Here is a 17,129-nt window from a genome sequence, read left to right as displayed (position 1 = left end):
TGTTTCCCACAACCTTCTGACAACCAGTTCTTTTAGCCCGTCGTTCTCTCTATATCAATGATACTCTCGATCTGCCGCAGTCTCTCCACAACGCTTGTAAGTTCTTCCCTGCCCTTTGTGCTGAAAGATACATCGATTGTTGCAATTCCCTGCTTGCTTGTTTTGGAGTGAATCGAATCAATATCGATCTCACGCTCTGTAAATACCTTTGTGATATCCACGAGAAGACCGGTTCGGTTATTGCCGTAGATCTTGATCTCTGCACGGTACAGGCCACTGCTGCCGGACTCTTCATCATGCTGCCACTCGGCATCGATCAGACGCTCACGCTCCATATCAGACAGATTGATAATGTTGATACAGTCTGTTCTATGGATGGAAACACCTCGGCCTCTGGTTACAAATCCAACGATCTCGTCTCCCGGTACCGGACTGCAGCACTTTGAAAAATGCACTGCCACATCATAAAGTCCTTTTACAATGATACCGCTCTTGGAATGTTTCTGTACGACCTTATCTTTATTCTCGGCAATGGTCTCAAGCACTTCATCATCCGTGATACACGCAAGATGGTCTTTTTTGTATTCCTCATACATGCGGTTTACGATCTGACCTTCTTTTAAACCACCATGTCCGATCGTTGCAAGGCAGGAATTCCAGTCATGGAAACCATATTTTCTTAAAATTTTCTCCTGATATTCCGGCTTATTGATATCCGGGAAATTGATTCCCTTGGATTTTGCCGATGCGATCAAAAGTTCCTTGCCGTGTGTAATATTTTCTTCTTTTAACTCACTGCGGAACCACTGATTGATCTTATTTTTCGCCTGGGTGCTTTTTACAATATTTAACCAGTCACGGCTCGGTCCCTTTGAATTCTGGGAAGTGATTACTTCCACACGGTCACCGTTCTGAATGATGTAGTCGATTGGAACCAGTTTTCCGTTGACTTTTGCACCGATCATCTTATTGCCGACCGCGGAATGAATACTGTAAGCAAAGTCGATCGGCGTGGAACCGGTCGGAAGATTCTTGACATCTCCGGTCGGTGTAAAACAGAATACCGTATCGGAAAACAGGTCAAGATCGCTCTTTAGCAGGCTCATGAACTCTTTATTATCTGACATGTCGCGCTGCCACTCTAAGATCTGACGGAGCCAGCTCAGCTTTTCCTCTTCGGTAACGGTCATTGGCTGTGACACACCGCCATTGTTACTTGCCTCTTTGTACTTCCAATGGGCAGCGATACCATATTCAGCCGTACGATGCATCTCAAAGGTACGGATCTGTATCTCAAACGGCTGACCGGTCGGTCCGATCAGAGTCGTATGGAGTGACTGGTACATGTTCGGCTTAGGCATCGCAATGTAGTCTTTAAACCGTCCCGGAATCGGCTTATACATCTCATGAATCACACCGAGTGCTGCATAACAGTCCTTGACGGAATCCACGATGATGCGGATGGCAAACAGATCATAAATCTGGTCTAATGTCTTGTGCTGATTGACCATTTTTTTGTAAATACTGAAGAAATGTTTTGCACGTCCGTCAACCTGTGCAGGAATTCCTGCATCTTTGATGTGCTGACGCACTTCTTCCACCAGTTTCTGTACATATTCGTCCCTGACACTCTTGCGCTGTGCGATCTGATGTACCAGATCATAATAGGCATCCGGCTCTAAATACTTGAGTGAGAGATCGTCCAGCTCGATCTTGATCTTGGAAATACCAAGACGCTGTGCGATTGGTGCGTAAATATCCATCGTTTCACGCGCTTTTTCCTTCTGCTTCTCAGGTGTCATGTATTTGAGCGTACGCATATTGTGAAGACGATCCGCAAGCTTGATCAGGATAACACGGATATCCTTTGCCATTGCAAGGAACATCTTACGAAGATTCTCTGCCTGAACCTCCACTTTATCCGCATCATAAGAGAGCTGTCCTAGCTTTGTAACACCATCTACCAAAAGAGCAACCTCATCGCCAAACTCCTGTGCGATCTGTTCATCCGTCATAACAGTATCTTCCACAACATCATGTAAAAGTCCTGCAACGATCGTCTCCTTATCCAGCTCTAATTCCGCTAAAATAATCGCAACACACAATGGATGGATGATATATGGCTCGCCGGACTTTCTTGCCTGTCCCTCATGTGCATCCCTCGCAACATGATATGCTTTCTCGATCAGCGATATATCTGTCGATGGATGATACTTTCGCACGCTGGCGATCAGTTCGTCATATAGTTTTTCCGGACTCTCAAACTCTTTCATCGGCTTGATGTTATCGTCCTCTTCTTTTACTTTTTTTTGCAGATCCAGTGATTCTGATGAAAAATCCGCCATGTGCCTCACCCACTTTATCCCTTTTTTAGTAGTTTATATTATATTTTATTTTTATGGAAAATGCAACGTTTATTGATGATATCATGCCCCGCTTTTGCTTATGGTATAGCGTTTCATGCATTTTCCGTCCAGATCCATTTCCTCCCGGAACATAAATCCCATTTTTTCTGCCAGACATTCCGATGCTTTATTTCCTTTCTGGATCAGACAGTTTAATTTATTGAATTCAAGAAAATTCCATGCGTAACCGATCACAGCAAGACAGACCTCTGTTGCATATCCTTTTCTCTGATACGATACGTCGATCATATATCCAAGTTCCGGCTCACCGTCACACGCCTCACGATTCTCTATCCCGACCCGCCCGATCAGTTTTCCCGTCGCCTTTTCGATCACGACCCACATGCCGTACCCATAAAGGCGGTACATATAGTTAATATACGACCGCTGATACTCTTTTTCCTTTTCGTATTCATACAGCGGGTCTAAATATTCCGTCATTCCCTCCCCGGCATACAGTGCAAACAGGCCGTCTAAATCATCCAGTGTGATTTCCCGCACAATACAGCGTTCTGTCGTGACGATCGTCCACGGAATACCATGTTTACGTTCATACGCACGAAACAGAAACGTTTCATCCACTTCCTCAAGACCTTCGATTAACATAACCGCAGCCTGCATTCCCTGTTCTTCGATTCCCTCCGTCACTTCATCTGTGCTGTCATTACAATTCACGTTCTGACTACCAATTTCTGTAATCACATCGTCCGGTACTTCTCCTGTGCTCTCATTCTCTGCTCCGCCCGGTCCGATATATCCCAGCGTTGCCATTCCAAGCTGATCCATATTAGAAATAATGTGCCCATCTGTAGAGATGAGCACACTTTCTTCTGGCGGGAACAGAGAAAACTCTGCTCTGCGATTGGCATTATTTTTCCCTGTTACCACCAGTTTCAGATCCGGTTCCGGTCTGATATTCTGTTTTAAATAATCCAGTTCCCGCTCCGGGAGTCTGTCTGCTATTATAAATCTTAATTTCGGCATCGTATTTCACATTACCTCAATCGCTTATTCTAAGGTATCCTCTTCTGTATCCGGTTCCGGCACGACCGGATCTGTGGCATAATCATATTTGATATCATCATATCCCCATCCGGCAATGATATCTTTTGGTTTGCCATCTACCATAACTGTTTTATAGGTCGTTATTCTTACAAAATAGCGTTTGCCCTTGGTAAGTCCCTTGATCGTATATTTTAATTTATTGCTGTTTTTGATCTTGATCAGATGGATATTTTTTTCCGGTGTCGAATAAAAACCACCTTCTCCATCCGTATACTGGATCATATAACCGGTAATCTGCTCTTTGGTCTTCTTTGGTACATTCCAGCTTACCGTAGCAGAATTTGACGTCATCACCAGATCATTCAGCATTGCATTCTGCGGTGCGATCGTAAACTCCCGGATGATCGTTCCGCGGAAATCACCTTTTAATTTAATCTGAATACGATGCACTCCGATACTCCTGCAGTCTGTCAGATATTTTACGGAATAATTCTTTTTTGGAACCGTCTTTCCGGTATAATTACGTTTTACCGTTACTGCAGGTTTATGTTTCTTTCCGTCGTAGACATAAGTTGTCTCTCTCTGCCAGTTATCATCCGCAAGACACACATACAGGCTGGTTGACTGTACTAGCGGCCATTTGTTTTTGATGGAACGGTTATTTTTAAAAGTAGACTTTTTAATTCCAGGAATCTGTGTCCATGAACTTAAGTCTGTATAGGAGAGAAGATTCTTCGTCTTATCCAAAGACTCCTTTGAATCGATCACTTTAAATGTATTATATATTTTACGCTCTCTGCCATTGATATCGCGAAGTCCCCAGTAAAAGCCCTGATCCACATCCGACTGCGGTTCGGTATCTCTCGCATAGATAAAGGATTCGATCATCTTATTTCCTTCGCTGATATAATAAGCATACGCATAAGTTGCTGCCTGTAATTCTTCTCCCTGTGTCGAATTGAATGCCTGCTCTGCGAGCATAATCGTCGCATTTTTTCCGATCTTCTTTTTCACATATTCTGTAAGAACAGAAATGTTTTTCATAGTGATGATCGTAGAATCCACTCCACTGCCTGCTAAAGAGTCATCCCAGAATTTCGGTTCAATAAGTCCCTGTGAATATGCATGATATGCAATGTTTGGACATATCTTACCCTGCGCTTTCAGTTTCGAATAAAATGTGTCCAGTGTATTCTTCGTCGAGAAAAAGCTGTTTCCGCCTCCATCGACATCCTGATTCCAGTTATAATCAAGGCTGATATATACCTTTGAATGGCTGCTGACACTCTTTGTGGCATTATATGCAATGCGGAATGCCCGCGCATAATCATCCATATACGCACTTAAACTTTTTCCGCCCGCATAGTTCCAGTCATAAGGGCTGTCAACCTCATTTCCTAAGATCCATCCGGACACCAAATGCTGTTCATTGCCAAATTTCTCTGCCATGTAACTCATAAATGCTTCCCAGGTACGGCATCCTGCTGCTGATGTTGTCTTAATGGAAGAGAATATTTTTCCACCGCCATAACTCATTTTGCCCGCCTGGCCTTTTGCGTCTTTGCCAAGAAGCAGGATCACATATACTTTGGATCCATCGTCAATATACTGACGCACCTGATCCTGCAACCAGTTTACACGATCCCTGTCAAATGTATATTTTTTCCCGCGGTATTTATACACCTCTTTATTTCCGCAGTTTTTGTTTAAAATTTCTTCAATTGACCAGTTTAAGACAACATGCTGTGTACGAAGCTTTTTTACGGATGTATGGTCTGCCCAGTCCGGCTGCAGTCCCTTTTTAGAGGTAGTCTTTACGCCGGTTCCGGTGTAGGATGCTAATACTTCCGGATTGGTAATGTACTGTGCACCGCTTATTGCTGCATATTTTTTCCCTTTTTTGTATGCAGCCACAAATTTCTGACAAAGCATACTGCTTTTATATTTTACGGAAAATGTAACTGTACCTTTCTTAAAGTTGGCCGAAGCCACCGGTTTTCCGGTAAGCTTTGCATTCTCTTTTACATTGGCGTCCACCGAAAACAGGTAAAGCTTGTTTCCCATTCCTTTCTGTTTTCCGGCAACTTTTGCTTTTACTGTCACCTTGCTGCCACCGGAATTTAGTTTACAGGATACTAACTGTACCGGCTTTCCAGCTGCATAAACCTCTGTCTGTGCACCGGGAAAAAACCCTGCTGCCAGGATTGCAACGAGACAGATACAAATGATTTTTTTTAATATTTTCATAACTTACATTCCCCTGTGATTTATCTATCGTGTACTGCACCTACGAGTTCTTTGATATCTTTTACCTGATAACGCTCCATATAATCGCGGATTCCGTCAACAATCTCCATGGTTACCTGTGGATTGGTAAAGTTTGCTGTTCCGACAGACACTGCCGTTGCTCCCGCAAGGATCATCTCGATCGCATCATCTGCATTCATGATCCCGCCCATACCAACGATCGGGATATTTACCGCCTGTGCGGTCTGATATACCATGCGCACTGCAACCGGATGCACGGCAGGACCTGACATGCCGCCCGTTCTGTTTGCCAGTGCAAACGTGCGTCTGTGGATATCGATCTTCATTCCTGTCAGCGTGTTGATCAACGATAAACCGTCCGCACCGCCGGCTTCTGCCGCACGCGCCATCTCCGTGATGTCTGTTACATTCGGTGAAAGTTTCATGATGACAGGCTGTTTTGCATGCGCCTTGATCTCTCTTGTGATATCTTCAACCATCTTTGGATTCTGTCCAAAGGCAATTCCGCCCTCTTTTACATTCGGACAGGAAATATTGATCTCTAAAAGATCGACCGGCTGGTCTGCAAGTCTGTCCACAACTTCTATGTATTCCGACGTTGTATGTCCACATACATTGACCACAATTCTGGTATCATATTTCTTTAAGAAAGGAATATCGCGCTCAATGAAAAGATCAATACCCGGATTCTGAAGTCCGATCGCATTTAACATGCCCCCGTATACCTCAGCCACACGCGGTGTCGGGTTTCCTTCCCACGGTACATTGGCAACACCCTTTGTCACAACAGCACCAAGACGGTTTAAATCCACAAACTCCGAATATTCTTCCCCGGCGCCAAACGTTCCGGACGCAGTCATGACCGGATTATTTAATGTCACTCCACATAAATCTACTTTCATGTTCATCAGAATTCTACCTCCTGTGCAAGAAATACCGGTCCCTCTTTACAGATTCTCTTATTTTTTACATTGCTGTGTGCATCTTTTTCTTTTGACTTGCACACGCAGGCAAGACAGGCTCCGATACCGCATGCCATGCGCTCTTCCATGGAAATCCAGCACTCGATGTTCTGCTCTGCGGCATATTCTTTGATTGCACGCAGCATCGGGGTTGGTCCACAGGCATAAATGATGTCTGCATCCAGTCCGTTCTCACGGATCGCATCAAGTACATTTCCCTCTGTTCCGGCACTGCCATCCTCCGTTGCAATATAGATCTGTCCGCGATTCCGGAAATCCTCTAATAAAAACAGTTCATCCCTGAATCCAAGCACGATCTTTTTCTCGCAGTCTAACTCTTTTGCGAGTTCTAACATTGGCGGGATTCCGATTCCTCCACCGATCAGAAATGCCTTTTTGTTTTTCTGTGGGAATCCATTTCCAAGCGGTCCTACCACTTTTAACTGCATACCGGTGCGCATGCCGGAAAATTCTGCGGTTCCTTTTCCTGCCACACGGTATACCAGACGGATCGCACCGTCCTTTCTGTCGATCTCACAGATACTAATCGGTCTTGGAAGCAGTCTGCTTCCCTCATTGCAGTAGACAGAAACAAACTGTCCTGCTTTTGCATGTGCTGCGATGTGCTCTGTGCGCAGCCACATACTGTAAATATCGTCCGCGATCTCTTCCTGCCGGATGATGATCGCAGTTTCCTCAAATTTTGTACCCTTTGTCTGCATGAATTTTCTCCTTTTATTAACCGCTTTTCTTATTCTTCATATACAATGTGACCGCCAACGATCGTCATTTTTACTTTTCCGGTCACGGTTCTGCCGTCAAACGGTGTATTTCTTCCTTTGCTGGCAAATTTATTTTTATCAATCTTATAAGTCTCATTTGGATCAAAGATCACAATATCTGCTGTCTTTCCCGGTGCAATATCACCCTTATCGATTCCAACGATCTTTGCCGGATTGTAGCTCATTTTTTCTGCCATCTGCATTGGTGTCAGATAACCGCCAAGTACAAGTTCTGTATAAGTCAGGCATGCAGCCGTCTCAAGACCTACGATTCCAAACGGTGCATTTTTCATGGATGTATTTTTATCTGCAAATGTATGCGGTGCATGATCGGTAGAAATAACATCCATAATATTGTCACGAAGTCCCACTCTTAATGCCTCCACGTCTTTTTTGGTACGAAGCGGAGGATTCATCTTGAAATTGGTATCTGCATCCGCATCCGCAGCGATCACATTCTTTTCCACATCCATTTCCGGTGCGATCTTGCGTATATCATCCGAAGTCAGTGTAAAATGATGCGGACATACTTCTGCGGTAACTTTTACATTCTTCTGCTTTGCAAGATCGACCATCATGACGGAATCTTCCGTCGAGCAATGACATAAATGAAGTTTTGCCCCGGTGTCGTGGCTTAGCATGATATCTCTTGCAACAATGATATCTTCTACGGAATTGGTGATTCCCTTTAACCCAAGCTCCCTTGCGTGCTCATCCTCGTTCATGACTCCGCCATTGACAAGATTTTTATCCTCACAATGTGCAAGTACCACAATGCCCAATTTTGCAGCTTTTTCCATCGCCTCGCGGTATAACTGGGCATTCATGACGGATTTTCCGTCCTCACTGATTGCAGGGATTCCAGCCTTTACCATTCCCTCAATATCCGCAAGTTCTTTTCCTTCCTGATTTTTTGTCACGGCACCCACCTGTAATACATTTACAAGTCCGACCGTTTTTGCTTTATTATGCACATAGTTTACAACATCCGGATTGTCAACGACCGGTTTGGTATTAGGCATTGCAAGGATCGTCGTGTATCCGCCATGTGCTGCTGCCCGGCAGCCTGTCTCGATCGTTTCCTTATCCTCAAATCCCGGATCGCGTAAATGCACATGCATGTCAATGAATCCAGGCATGACAAAACATCCCTTTGCATTGATCTTTTTGTCTGCCTTATCTTTGATCCCCTTTGCGATCTTAGAAACAACACCATTTTCCACAAATACATCCGCAACCTCATTCATCCCTGTAGCAGGATTGATCACCTGTCCATTTTGAATTAATATTGTCATAATTTCTCCATTCCGAAGCACATTCTCATGCTTCTGTTAAAATTCCAACTTTATTTTACCTATAAACTTCCATAGATCTCCGGTGTGACATAGGCGCGGATAAAAATGCCATCCGGCCGGTACTCTTCTTCTAAAAGTTCCCCGCTTTTCCTGATCTGCTGCAAAATTCCCGCATCCTGATAAGCGATCGTGCGCTCCACCAATATCTTATTATCACGCAGTAACGTGCAGAAAAGCTCTTTTAACTCCTCTAAACCGGTTTCCTCTTTCGCAGAGATCGCTAATGTATGATCCGCCTTAAAATCACGTAACGGTTCCCCGTCTGTTACCTGATCCTGTTTGTTAAACAGCGTTATGATCGTTTTTTCTTTGATATCGAGCTGGTAAAGTGTGTCATACACGATATGCATCTGCTTATCGCGCTGTGGATTGGAGGCATCCACCACATGCAGAATATAGTCCGCATATTTTGCTTCCTCTAAAGTACTCTTAAACGCTTCGATCAGATGATGTGGCAGCTTCCGGATAAAACCGACCGTGTCCGTCAGAAGAATTTCCTGTCTGCCCGGCAGTTCTAAGACACGCGTTGTCGGATCTAAAGTAGCAAACAGCTTATCTTCCTCTAACACGCCCGCGCCTGTTAAGTGATTTAACAGTGTTGACTTTCCTGCATTGGTGTATCCGACAATCGCAGCCACAGGTATCTGTTTCTTTTCTCTCTGGGCACGCGTGATCTCGCGGTGTTTACGCACTTCTTTTAATTCGCGGTTCAACTGGGCGATGCGGTCTTTGATAAGACGCCTGTCCATCTCTAACTTTTTCTCACCCGGTCCTCTTGTACCGATACCACCACCAAGCCTTGACATTGACCTGCCAAGTCCGGTCAGACGGCTGAGTCTGTATTTTAACTGCGCTAACTCAACCTGGATCTTTCCTTCACTTGTTGTCGCCCGCGCCGCAAAAATATCAAGAATAATAAGTGTCCGGTCCATGACCTTCGTGTCTAACATCTGCTCTAAGTTTTTAAGCTGTGCCGGTGACAGCTCATCATCACAGACAATACCTGTTGCCCCCAGCTCTGCGATCATGTCTGCGATCTCCTGAACTTTTCCGGTTCCGACATAGGTGCCCGGATGGATCAGTTCGCGTTTCTGGATCAGAGTTCCAACGGTAACCGCTCCGGCAGTCTTAACGAGTTCTGCTAACTCTGCAACAGAATCCTCCGCATCGTCTCCCTCCTGTTCACTGACACCTACTAAGATGACGCGTTCTTTTACCTCTTCTATTTTAATGGGTTCTGGCATTTGTTCCTCCCTTGCTGTTTTTAATTCTGACTTCCCGTATCCTGTGAAGAACTATCCTCTGCGGAACTATCTCCTGTGGCATTTTCTGCTGAGCCATCTGCTGTGGAACTATCTCCTGTGACATTCTCTGCTGGGCTATCTGCTGTGGAACTATCTCCTGCAGCACTTTCCTCTGTAGATTCTGTGTTACTGCTCTCATCCGTACTCTGACGATTCTTTAAGAAAATATATTCTCTCTGTGCCGCCTCATCATCCGGATAAAGCGAAACATACTGCTGGACAACATCCCATGCGGATGTAAAATCTCCACTATATTCATAAGCAATGATCTGATTTGACAGAAGTTCCTGCTGGTTCGTAACATTATCCATCGCAAGTCCCTGTCTGATATCCTCTAAAGCTGCCTCATAGTTGCCTTTTCCCATCTGGATCTCGGCAAGTGCATTCATTGCAATCGAATCAGCCGTACCACTGTCCACATATGCCTGATAATACTTCTCTGCATTCGCAGAATCTTCCTCAGCTTCATAGACCTGTGCAAGATAGAGATTTGCCTTGGCACTGTCTTTTTTCACTGCTTCTTCTAACTCTTTAACTGCATTTGCATACTGACCAAGAAGATAATAAATCCTGCCTCGCCAGGTCAGATTTTCTGCAGAATTGCCTTTGATATCAAAAGCCCTGTTTAAATACTCTTCCCCTTCGTCAGTCATATTATTAGCGGCAAGGTTCTCATAAATCCCAACATACAATTCATAATCATCCGGGTTATATTTCACTGCATTTGCAAAATCTTTTTTTGCTGTATCTGTATCCTGCTGTTTTAAACTCAGACATCCATGCAGGTAATAGGCATTTCCATTCTTCCCATCATAATCGATCATCGCCTGGTAAGTTGCAAGTGCTCCCTCAATATCTCCTCCGGCATACTGTGCCGCTGCCTTGTAGTAACAGATATCTAACTCGGTATCTGTGATCTTACCTACACACTGGGAAAGTGCACTGTTAAAAGCTGCAACTGCCCCCTCATAGTCACCGGACTGCATACTGTTAATCCCGATCTTGCGGAAATCCAGTTCGTCCTCTAAACGCTCATTGGTGCATCCGGTAAAAAGTGCAGCAAACAGCACTGCCCCTGCAACCATATACGGCAATCTGTGTTTCTTCATCTCTATATTAATTCCTTTTCTCTATAATTCTTCAAACACCAGCCGCATATCATACCACACGGCTCCCCCATGTTTTGACATGGACTTTCCTTCATTAATATAACCAAATTTCTCATAAAATGGAATAAGACTTTCTTTACATGTCAAAACAATTCCTTTGCGTCCCTGTGCTTTCACGTCCTCAACCACATGCTCCATGAGCTTTGACGCACATCCCATCTTCTGATATGCCGGCAGCGTTGCCACTCCAAAGATCATCTGCCACTGCCCATCTTCCATGTGCATCGTGGCATCCTCAAACATCTCATCCCGCAAAATCGGAATATTGGTCGTCATTCCATTGATCATGCTCACTATTTTTCCAGAGTCCTCCAGTAACCAAAAATGATTCGGAAATACGATCAGTCTTTTCTCAAAAGAGTCTTTTTCTGCTGCTTCTTCCGGTGGAAAGCACTGTCTCTCCATTTCCGTGATCGCATCTATATCATTTATTGTTGCTAATCTTATGTCCATTGTTGTGTGTCTCCATTATTTCTTAAAAAGTGCCTGCAAGCAGTCATTTTTTATCATTTGGCTGCACTCCTGTCCGCAGTGCACGTCCGTAAAATCAGAGATTTTCCGGACTGACGGGCTTTCGCCCTATCAACGAAGCAAACAATAAAAAAGTGCCTGCAAGCAGTCATTTTTTATTGTTCACTTCGTTGGCACTGCTCAATGCTTACGCACATTATACCATACCTTTTTGATATTTTGCATTGTATTTGAAACTTTTTATGACTATGCTGTATCTAATAGTCAGATGATTCGAAAGAATCAAATATTTGCAAAGGAGGATCTGATCTTGAAATTCTTTTCCGGAAAAGAAAAAAAACTTACTGCAGAATCCAATGACGAACTCATTGAACGATTACTGCTTGAAAATTACAACCGCTACTATCATCTTGCATACAGCTATGTACATAATCCAGACGATGCAAGTGACATCGTACAAAACGGCGCTTATCTGGCGATCAAAAACAGTGCTTCCCTAAGGCAGCCGGAATATGCGGCGACCTGGATTTACCGCATCATGTTAAATGAGATTTTTCATCATTTAAAGCGGCCGGATACCATTTCTTACGAGGATTCACTGATCGCAGAGGGAAAACCGGACCAGTATCAGGACTTAGATCTTAGAACTGCGCTTGATTCTTTGTCCCCGGAGGATAAGGCGATCGTGGAACTTCGGTATTTCGAGGACTTAAAAATCGAAGATATCGCCCGCGTCTTAAATGAAAATGTCAATACCATAAAAAGCCGTCTGTACCGCAGTATGCAGAAGTTAAAACTGAAAATGGAGGTAACCGAATGAACACAAATGATTTTTATGAATTAAAAAAATCCTATGACACCTTGCAAATGCCCGAAAAGGAGATCATAAAAATGAAAGAAAAAATGAATCAGGCGAAAGCCGAGAAGAAGAACAAACACAATAAAACCATTATCACAAGAATCTGGGTTGGCGCTGCCGCAGCGATCGCAGCGTTTGTCATCCTGCCAAATACTTCACCGCGTGTCGCCTATGCGATGGAACAGATCCCGCTGCTTGGAAATCTGATCGAGGTTGTCACATTCCGCGATTACCAGTACAGCAGTGACAAAAACAACGCCGATGTCAATGTTCCAAAACTGGTACCGGAAACTGTCGCTTCCACTGAAAATACAACGGAAGACCCGGTTGGGGAAAATTTAAAGAAATCAACCGATGAGATCAATGCAGAGATTGAAAAGATCAGTGACAGCCTGATCGCAGAGTTCAAACAGAATATGAACAACGAAGGTTATCAGGATGTCATGATCAAACATGAGGTCATCAACACAACTGACGACTATTTTACCTTAAAACTGATGTGTTATCAGGCTGCCGGCAGCGGTTATGAGATGGATTATTATTACACGATTGATTTAAAGACCGGGGAACGCCTTGCGTTAAAAGATCTTTTTAAAGAGGGATCTGACTATATCACCCCGATCAGCGAAAACATCAAATCACAGATGAGGGAGCAGATGGATGCCGACGAAAATGTCTCCTACTGGCTGGATGATACAGAAGTTCCTGAATGGAACTTTACCTCCATTAACGATGATACTTCCTTCTATGTTAATGCTGACGGAAATCTCGTCATCAGCTTCAACGAGGGCGATGTCGGTCCAATGTCTATGGGTGTTGTAGAATTTACGATCCCACACGATGCGATCGCCGATATTTTAAAATAAGAAATGTCTATGTAGTAAAGGATTCTGGCATGGTATTCAGCAGTCTCAACTTTATTTTTATTTTTTTGCCATTATTTCTGTTTGCCTATTATGTCACACCTGCTGCTTTCAGAAACAATACGCTCTTTGCAGGGAGCGTATTGTTTTATGCAATCGGGGTGATCAAACAGCCATATGCACTGTTTCTATTAATGGTTCTGACCTATCTCAATTATGTGTTTGGAATCTGCCTTTATCAGATACACAATTCAAGAAAAAAGAAACTCTTTTTGACAAAAGTTATTTTTTTCGATTTTTTATGGTTGTTTTTGTTTAAATATTCCAGACATTTATCTCTGCCGCTCGGAATCAGTTTTTATACGTTCCAGCTGACTGCATATCTTTTTGATATCTATTACGGACGTATTTTACCGGAACGGGATTTTGTGACATTCGGTACTTACATCAGCATGTTCCCAAAATTAATTTCCGGACCAATTACCCCGTATGAGATGCTGCGCAGGCAGCTTCACAGCGCAAGACGCTTTCTGCCCGAAAATCTGGCGGAGGGTATGAAACTTTTTATCCGGGGACTTGGCTTAAAAGCGATTCTGGCGAATCAGTTTGGCAGTCTGTGGGCAAATGTTGGCACGATCGGATATGAAAGTATCTCCACACCGCTTGCATGGCTTGGAATCTATGCATATTCTTTCCAGATTTACTTTGATTTTTATGGTTATTCCCTGATGGCAGCAGGTCTGGGCAGAATGCTTGGTTTTAAGCTTCCCATAAACTTTATGCACCCCTATCTCTCCACAAGCATGACAGAATTCTGGCGGCGCTGGCATATTACACTTGGACAATGGTTTCAGACCTACATCTATATTCCACTTGGCGGCAACCGCACAGGTACCTGCAAATGGATCCGCAACCTGCTTGTCGTGTGGATACTTACCGGAATCTGGCATGGCACAGAATTTCATTTTATTCTGTGGGGATTTTCCCTGTTCGTCATTGTATTGACAGAAAAACTGCTGTTAAAAAAATTGACGGACCGATACGCGCTGGCCGGACATCTTTATATGGCAGTTCTGATCCCATTGTCGTGGATGCTTTTTGGAATCAGTGATCCCGGCAGTATCGAAGTCTACACCCGGAAATTATTTCCATTTTTTTCCGCCGATGATGCCATTATTTATGTGAATGATTTCTGGAAAAATTTAAATGATTTCCGCTTTATCATCCCTGCCGGCTTCCTTTTTTCTACAAGGCTTCCGGTCCGCTTTTTAAAAAAAATCAGGGGTTCTGTGCCAGAAATTTTTGTCTATCTGGCAATTTTCTGGTCTTCTGTTTACTGTATTTACGTTGGCTCTAATGACCCATTTTTATATTTCAGATTTTAACGAAGGAACACTATGCGAAAAAAAATATCTGCCATATTGTTTTATTTTTTCTTTTTGATAAGCTGCCTTCTGATTCCACTCATTTACTTATATGTAACGTTAAACATAAATGCAGCCAAAAATACTTCCTTGTCCGTGTCTTCTGTCTCCGCCGCACAAAAACAGGACACCACGACACCATCGGACACTTCCGGTACGCCATCTGACAATACAGACCGGCAGGATATCCCGGACACAGAAGTTCCGATGACAGAAATGACCACTGTTGATGCAGATTATTTCGATGACGCTTTAATGATCGGTGATTCCCGCACCGTCGGATTAAAAGAATATGGTACGTTGGGCAATGCCACCTTTTATTGTGATTCGGGTCTCAGTATCTATGATCTGGAAAACAAAAAAATTATGGTGGACGGTATCGGAAAGGTCAGTATCTCTGATCTTTTAGCCAGCCATACCTATCATAAAATATATCTGATGCTCGGCATTAATGAACTTGGCTACGATGTCACACAGACATTTGAAAAATATGCGTCGTTTGTAAATTTTCTGCAAACCATGCAGCCGGATGCGATCATTTATGTGGAAGCAAATCTTCATGTGACTGCACAGCGCTCAGACTCGGATAAGACATTCAATAATGCCAATATCAACGCCTTTAATCAAAAAATTTCGACATTAGCCGATCAACGGACCATTTATTATCTGGACATCAATGAACTTTTTGACGATGCAAACGGCAATCTCGGCACACAGTACAGCAATGATAATGCGCATCCCCTCGGAAAATACTACGCAGTATGGTGTGACTGGTTAATGGAGCACGCCGTTGTCTGTGACGGGAAATCATAACCCCTTGCACCGGTTTTAAAATTTCGTTATAATATTTCCTGCAGATTACGGGGACATGAAACAGCCTGCGCTATCTTTTGTATGGCATCCCCTCAGAAACGGAGATATAGATTTATGAACAAAAAAGATATTTTAGAATTAAAACGGCGTTTTAAGAAAGATGCCTGCACTTTTACAAGACTGTGCGGCTGCTATGTGGATGCCGACCACAATAAGGTAACTTCTTTCGGGGAGACATTTTTAAATCTGGAAGATGAGGAATTTTACAAATACTTAGAGATTGCCAAAAAAGTAATGTCCGGCACGATCGGGAATAACCTTTTAGAGCTGGAATTTCCAACCGCGGAGGAAGCTGCCGGCGGCAGACAGCAGTTTTTAATGGGACTTCGTGAGAGTGCCTTAAAAAATGATGATCTGATGGATGCATTTTATGATCTCGTCATCGACAGTTACGACTACGTGGGAAATTATCTGATCCTTGTATTCCATGATGCCTATGACGTCATGACAAAAACATCAGACAATAATAAATTAGACGAATCGGAGGAAGTTTACGAATACCTGCTCTGCGCGATCTGTCCGGTCAACCTGACAAAACCGGGTCTTGGCTACCGTGAGGATGAAAACCGTATCGGTCCGCGTATCCGTGACTGGGTTGTAGGCGCACCGGACACCGGGTTTGTATTTCCTGCATTTACTGACCGAAGTACTGATATCCACTCTGTCATGTTTTACACCAGAGATACCAAGACACCTCACTCTGAATTTATGGAATCCGGTCTCGGCTGCGGTTCTAAATTTACTGCTACCGAGCAGAAACTTACTTTCCAGAGCATTGTAAAAGAAGTTATCGGGGAAGATGATGATGAAAGTGATGCTATCTTCATGGATATTCAGGATAATTTAAATGACCTGATCCCTGTCGCTTTAGAAGATGAACCAGAACCGGAACCGGTTCCTGTCACAAAGAGCACAATCTCTTCCGTACTCGCAGAGAGCGGTGTGACCGAAGAACAGGCAGCTGTGATCGAACAGACCTATGAAAATGTATTTGGAGAAGAAGTCCCGGTCGCAGAACATTTAGTAGATCCGAAACTGGTAGAAGCAAATGCAAAACGTAAAGAAAAATTAGAACTGGTACAACAGGTTGAAAATCTGAAACAACAGTTAGAAGAAACACGTGCCCTTCCAGTCGGAGAATCTGATGAGGACGATGTCCCGGCAGTCAAAACCTATGATGTCATTCTGCGCGTCAAACCGGAAAAAGTCGATCAGATCCACTCTCAGGTTATCGACGGTCAGAAATGCCTTGTTATTCCAATGGATGAGGACGAGCATGCTGCCGTTAATGGTGTGAATACAACGATCTGATAGCCTTTCTGACAAATGCTGGTTTGTTTATGAAATAAATCATCTCCCCAAATGGTGTATCGTAGGCTTGTGAGTGGC

At 43.6% G+C, this 17,129-nt stretch carries 14 protein-coding genes; 5 read left to right on the top strand and 9 right to left on the bottom strand.

The features are described 5' to 3' along the window. Positions 1-32: 32 nt before the first annotated feature. From H8S51_RS05190 to H8S51_RS05150, 9 genes are all read right to left on the bottom strand, one after another. Entirely contained in the window at positions 33-2,345 is a 2,313-nt protein-coding gene (locus H8S51_RS05190; RefSeq protein WP_015521218.1) for a RelA/SpoT family protein, read from the bottom strand. Positions 2,346-2,426: 81 nt separating this feature from the next. Then, a complete protein-coding gene (locus tag H8S51_RS05185; RefSeq protein WP_186900605.1) occupies positions 2,427-3,389 on the bottom strand; it encodes a GNAT family N-acetyltransferase in 963 nt (320 codons plus the stop codon). Between the two features lie 24 nt (positions 3,390-3,413). After that, positions 3,414-5,657: a DUF5722 domain-containing protein gene (locus H8S51_RS05180; protein ID WP_186900604.1), complete on the bottom strand. Its 2,244-nt coding sequence runs from the start codon at positions 5,655-5,657 to the stop codon at positions 3,414-3,416. A gap of 20 nt (positions 5,658-5,677) precedes the next feature. Continuing rightward, positions 5,678-6,586: a dihydroorotate dehydrogenase gene (locus H8S51_RS05175; protein ID WP_006855808.1), complete on the bottom strand. Its 909-nt coding sequence runs from the start codon at positions 6,584-6,586 to the stop codon at positions 5,678-5,680. Beyond that, positions 6,586-7,362, bottom strand: a complete 777-nt coding sequence (locus H8S51_RS05170; RefSeq protein WP_186900603.1) for a dihydroorotate dehydrogenase electron transfer subunit — start codon at positions 7,360-7,362, stop codon at positions 6,586-6,588. The genes H8S51_RS05175 and H8S51_RS05170 overlap by 1 nt, the downstream gene beginning before the upstream one ends. 29 nt (positions 7,363-7,391) lie before the next feature. Beyond that, positions 7,392-8,717, bottom strand: coding sequence for a dihydroorotase (locus H8S51_RS05165; RefSeq protein ID WP_186900602.1), 1,326 nt, complete (start codon positions 8,715-8,717; stop codon positions 7,392-7,394). A gap of 59 nt (positions 8,718-8,776) precedes the next feature. Beyond that, positions 8,777-10,021, bottom strand: a complete 1,245-nt coding sequence (gene hflX, locus H8S51_RS05160) for a GTPase HflX (RefSeq protein WP_186900601.1) — start codon at positions 10,019-10,021, stop codon at positions 8,777-8,779. Positions 10,022-10,041: 20 nt separating this feature from the next. Next, positions 10,042-11,190, bottom strand: a complete 1,149-nt coding sequence (locus H8S51_RS05155) for a tetratricopeptide repeat protein (RefSeq protein WP_117919868.1) — start codon at positions 11,188-11,190, stop codon at positions 10,042-10,044. Positions 11,191-11,211: 21 nt separating this feature from the next. Beyond that, positions 11,212-11,703: a GNAT family N-acetyltransferase gene (locus H8S51_RS05150; RefSeq protein ID WP_186900600.1), complete on the bottom strand. Its 492-nt coding sequence runs from the start codon at positions 11,701-11,703 to the stop codon at positions 11,212-11,214. Between the two features lie 328 nt (positions 11,704-12,031). Here H8S51_RS05150 and H8S51_RS05145 point away from each other — a divergent pair, with 328 nt between their 5' ends. From H8S51_RS05145 to H8S51_RS05125, 5 genes are all read left to right on the top strand, one after another. Further along, complete coding sequence (locus H8S51_RS05145) at positions 12,032-12,541, top strand: RNA polymerase sigma factor (protein ID WP_330414640.1); 510 nt, start codon at positions 12,032-12,034, stop codon at positions 12,539-12,541. Further along, a complete protein-coding gene (locus H8S51_RS05140; RefSeq protein ID WP_186900599.1) occupies positions 12,538-13,446 on the top strand; it encodes an RsiV family protein in 909 nt (302 codons plus the stop codon). Before H8S51_RS05145 ends, H8S51_RS05140 begins: the two co-directional genes overlap by 4 nt. A 29-nt stretch (positions 13,447-13,475) precedes the next feature. Continuing rightward, positions 13,476-14,828, top strand: coding sequence for an MBOAT family O-acyltransferase (locus H8S51_RS05135; RefSeq protein ID WP_186900598.1), 1,353 nt, complete (start codon positions 13,476-13,478; stop codon positions 14,826-14,828). 12 nt (positions 14,829-14,840) lie between these two features. Next, positions 14,841-15,680, top strand: coding sequence for a GDSL-type esterase/lipase family protein (locus H8S51_RS05130; RefSeq protein WP_186900597.1), 840 nt, complete (start codon positions 14,841-14,843; stop codon positions 15,678-15,680). Positions 15,681-15,794: 114 nt separating this feature from the next. Next, entirely contained in the window at positions 15,795-17,051 is a 1,257-nt protein-coding gene (locus H8S51_RS05125) for a DUF4317 domain-containing protein (RefSeq protein WP_118210041.1), read from the top strand. The last annotated feature ends 78 nt before the right edge of the window (positions 17,052-17,129 follow it).

Origin of the sequence: Roseburia rectibacter (assembly GCF_014287515.2) — a bacterium.
In the GTDB taxonomy this organism is placed as follows: Bacteria; Bacillota; Clostridia; order Lachnospirales; family Lachnospiraceae; genus Roseburia; species Roseburia rectibacter.
This window is presented reverse-complemented; position numbering and strand designations above follow the sequence as displayed.

What these genes read in the sequence shown, in the direction of transcription:
- H8S51_RS05190 (WP_015521218.1), bottom strand. Translation starts at nt 2,345, where the DNA reads ATGGCGGATTTTTCATCAGAATCACTGGATCTGCAAAAAAAAGTAAAA.
- H8S51_RS05185 (WP_186900605.1), bottom strand. Translation starts at nt 3,389, where the DNA reads ATGCCGAAATTAAGATTTATAATAGCAGACAGACTCCCGGAGCGGGAA.
- H8S51_RS05180 (WP_186900604.1), bottom strand. Translation starts at nt 5,657, where the DNA reads ATGAAAATATTAAAAAAAATCATTTGTATCTGTCTCGTTGCAATCCTG.
- H8S51_RS05175 (WP_006855808.1), bottom strand. Translation starts at nt 6,586, where the DNA reads ATGAACATGAAAGTAGATTTATGTGGAGTGACATTAAATAATCCGGTC.
- H8S51_RS05170 (WP_186900603.1), bottom strand. Translation starts at nt 7,362, where the DNA reads ATGCAGACAAAGGGTACAAAATTTGAGGAAACTGCGATCATCATCCGG.
- H8S51_RS05165 (WP_186900602.1), bottom strand. Translation starts at nt 8,717, where the DNA reads ATGACAATATTAATTCAAAATGGACAGGTGATCAATCCTGCTACAGGG.
- hflX (WP_186900601.1), bottom strand. Translation starts at nt 10,021, where the DNA reads ATGCCAGAACCCATTAAAATAGAAGAGGTAAAAGAACGCGTCATCTTA.
- H8S51_RS05155 (WP_117919868.1), bottom strand. Translation starts at nt 11,190, where the DNA reads ATGAAGAAACACAGATTGCCGTATATGGTTGCAGGGGCAGTGCTGTTT.
- H8S51_RS05150 (WP_186900600.1), bottom strand. Translation starts at nt 11,703, where the DNA reads ATGGACATAAGATTAGCAACAATAAATGATATAGATGCGATCACGGAA.
- H8S51_RS05140 (WP_186900599.1), top strand. Translation starts at nt 12,538, where the DNA reads ATGAACACAAATGATTTTTATGAATTAAAAAAATCCTATGACACCTTG.
- H8S51_RS05135 (WP_186900598.1), top strand. Translation starts at nt 13,476, where the DNA reads ATGGTATTCAGCAGTCTCAACTTTATTTTTATTTTTTTGCCATTATTT.
- H8S51_RS05130 (WP_186900597.1), top strand. Translation starts at nt 14,841, where the DNA reads ATGCGAAAAAAAATATCTGCCATATTGTTTTATTTTTTCTTTTTGATA.
- H8S51_RS05125 (WP_118210041.1), top strand. Translation starts at nt 15,795, where the DNA reads ATGAACAAAAAAGATATTTTAGAATTAAAACGGCGTTTTAAGAAAGAT.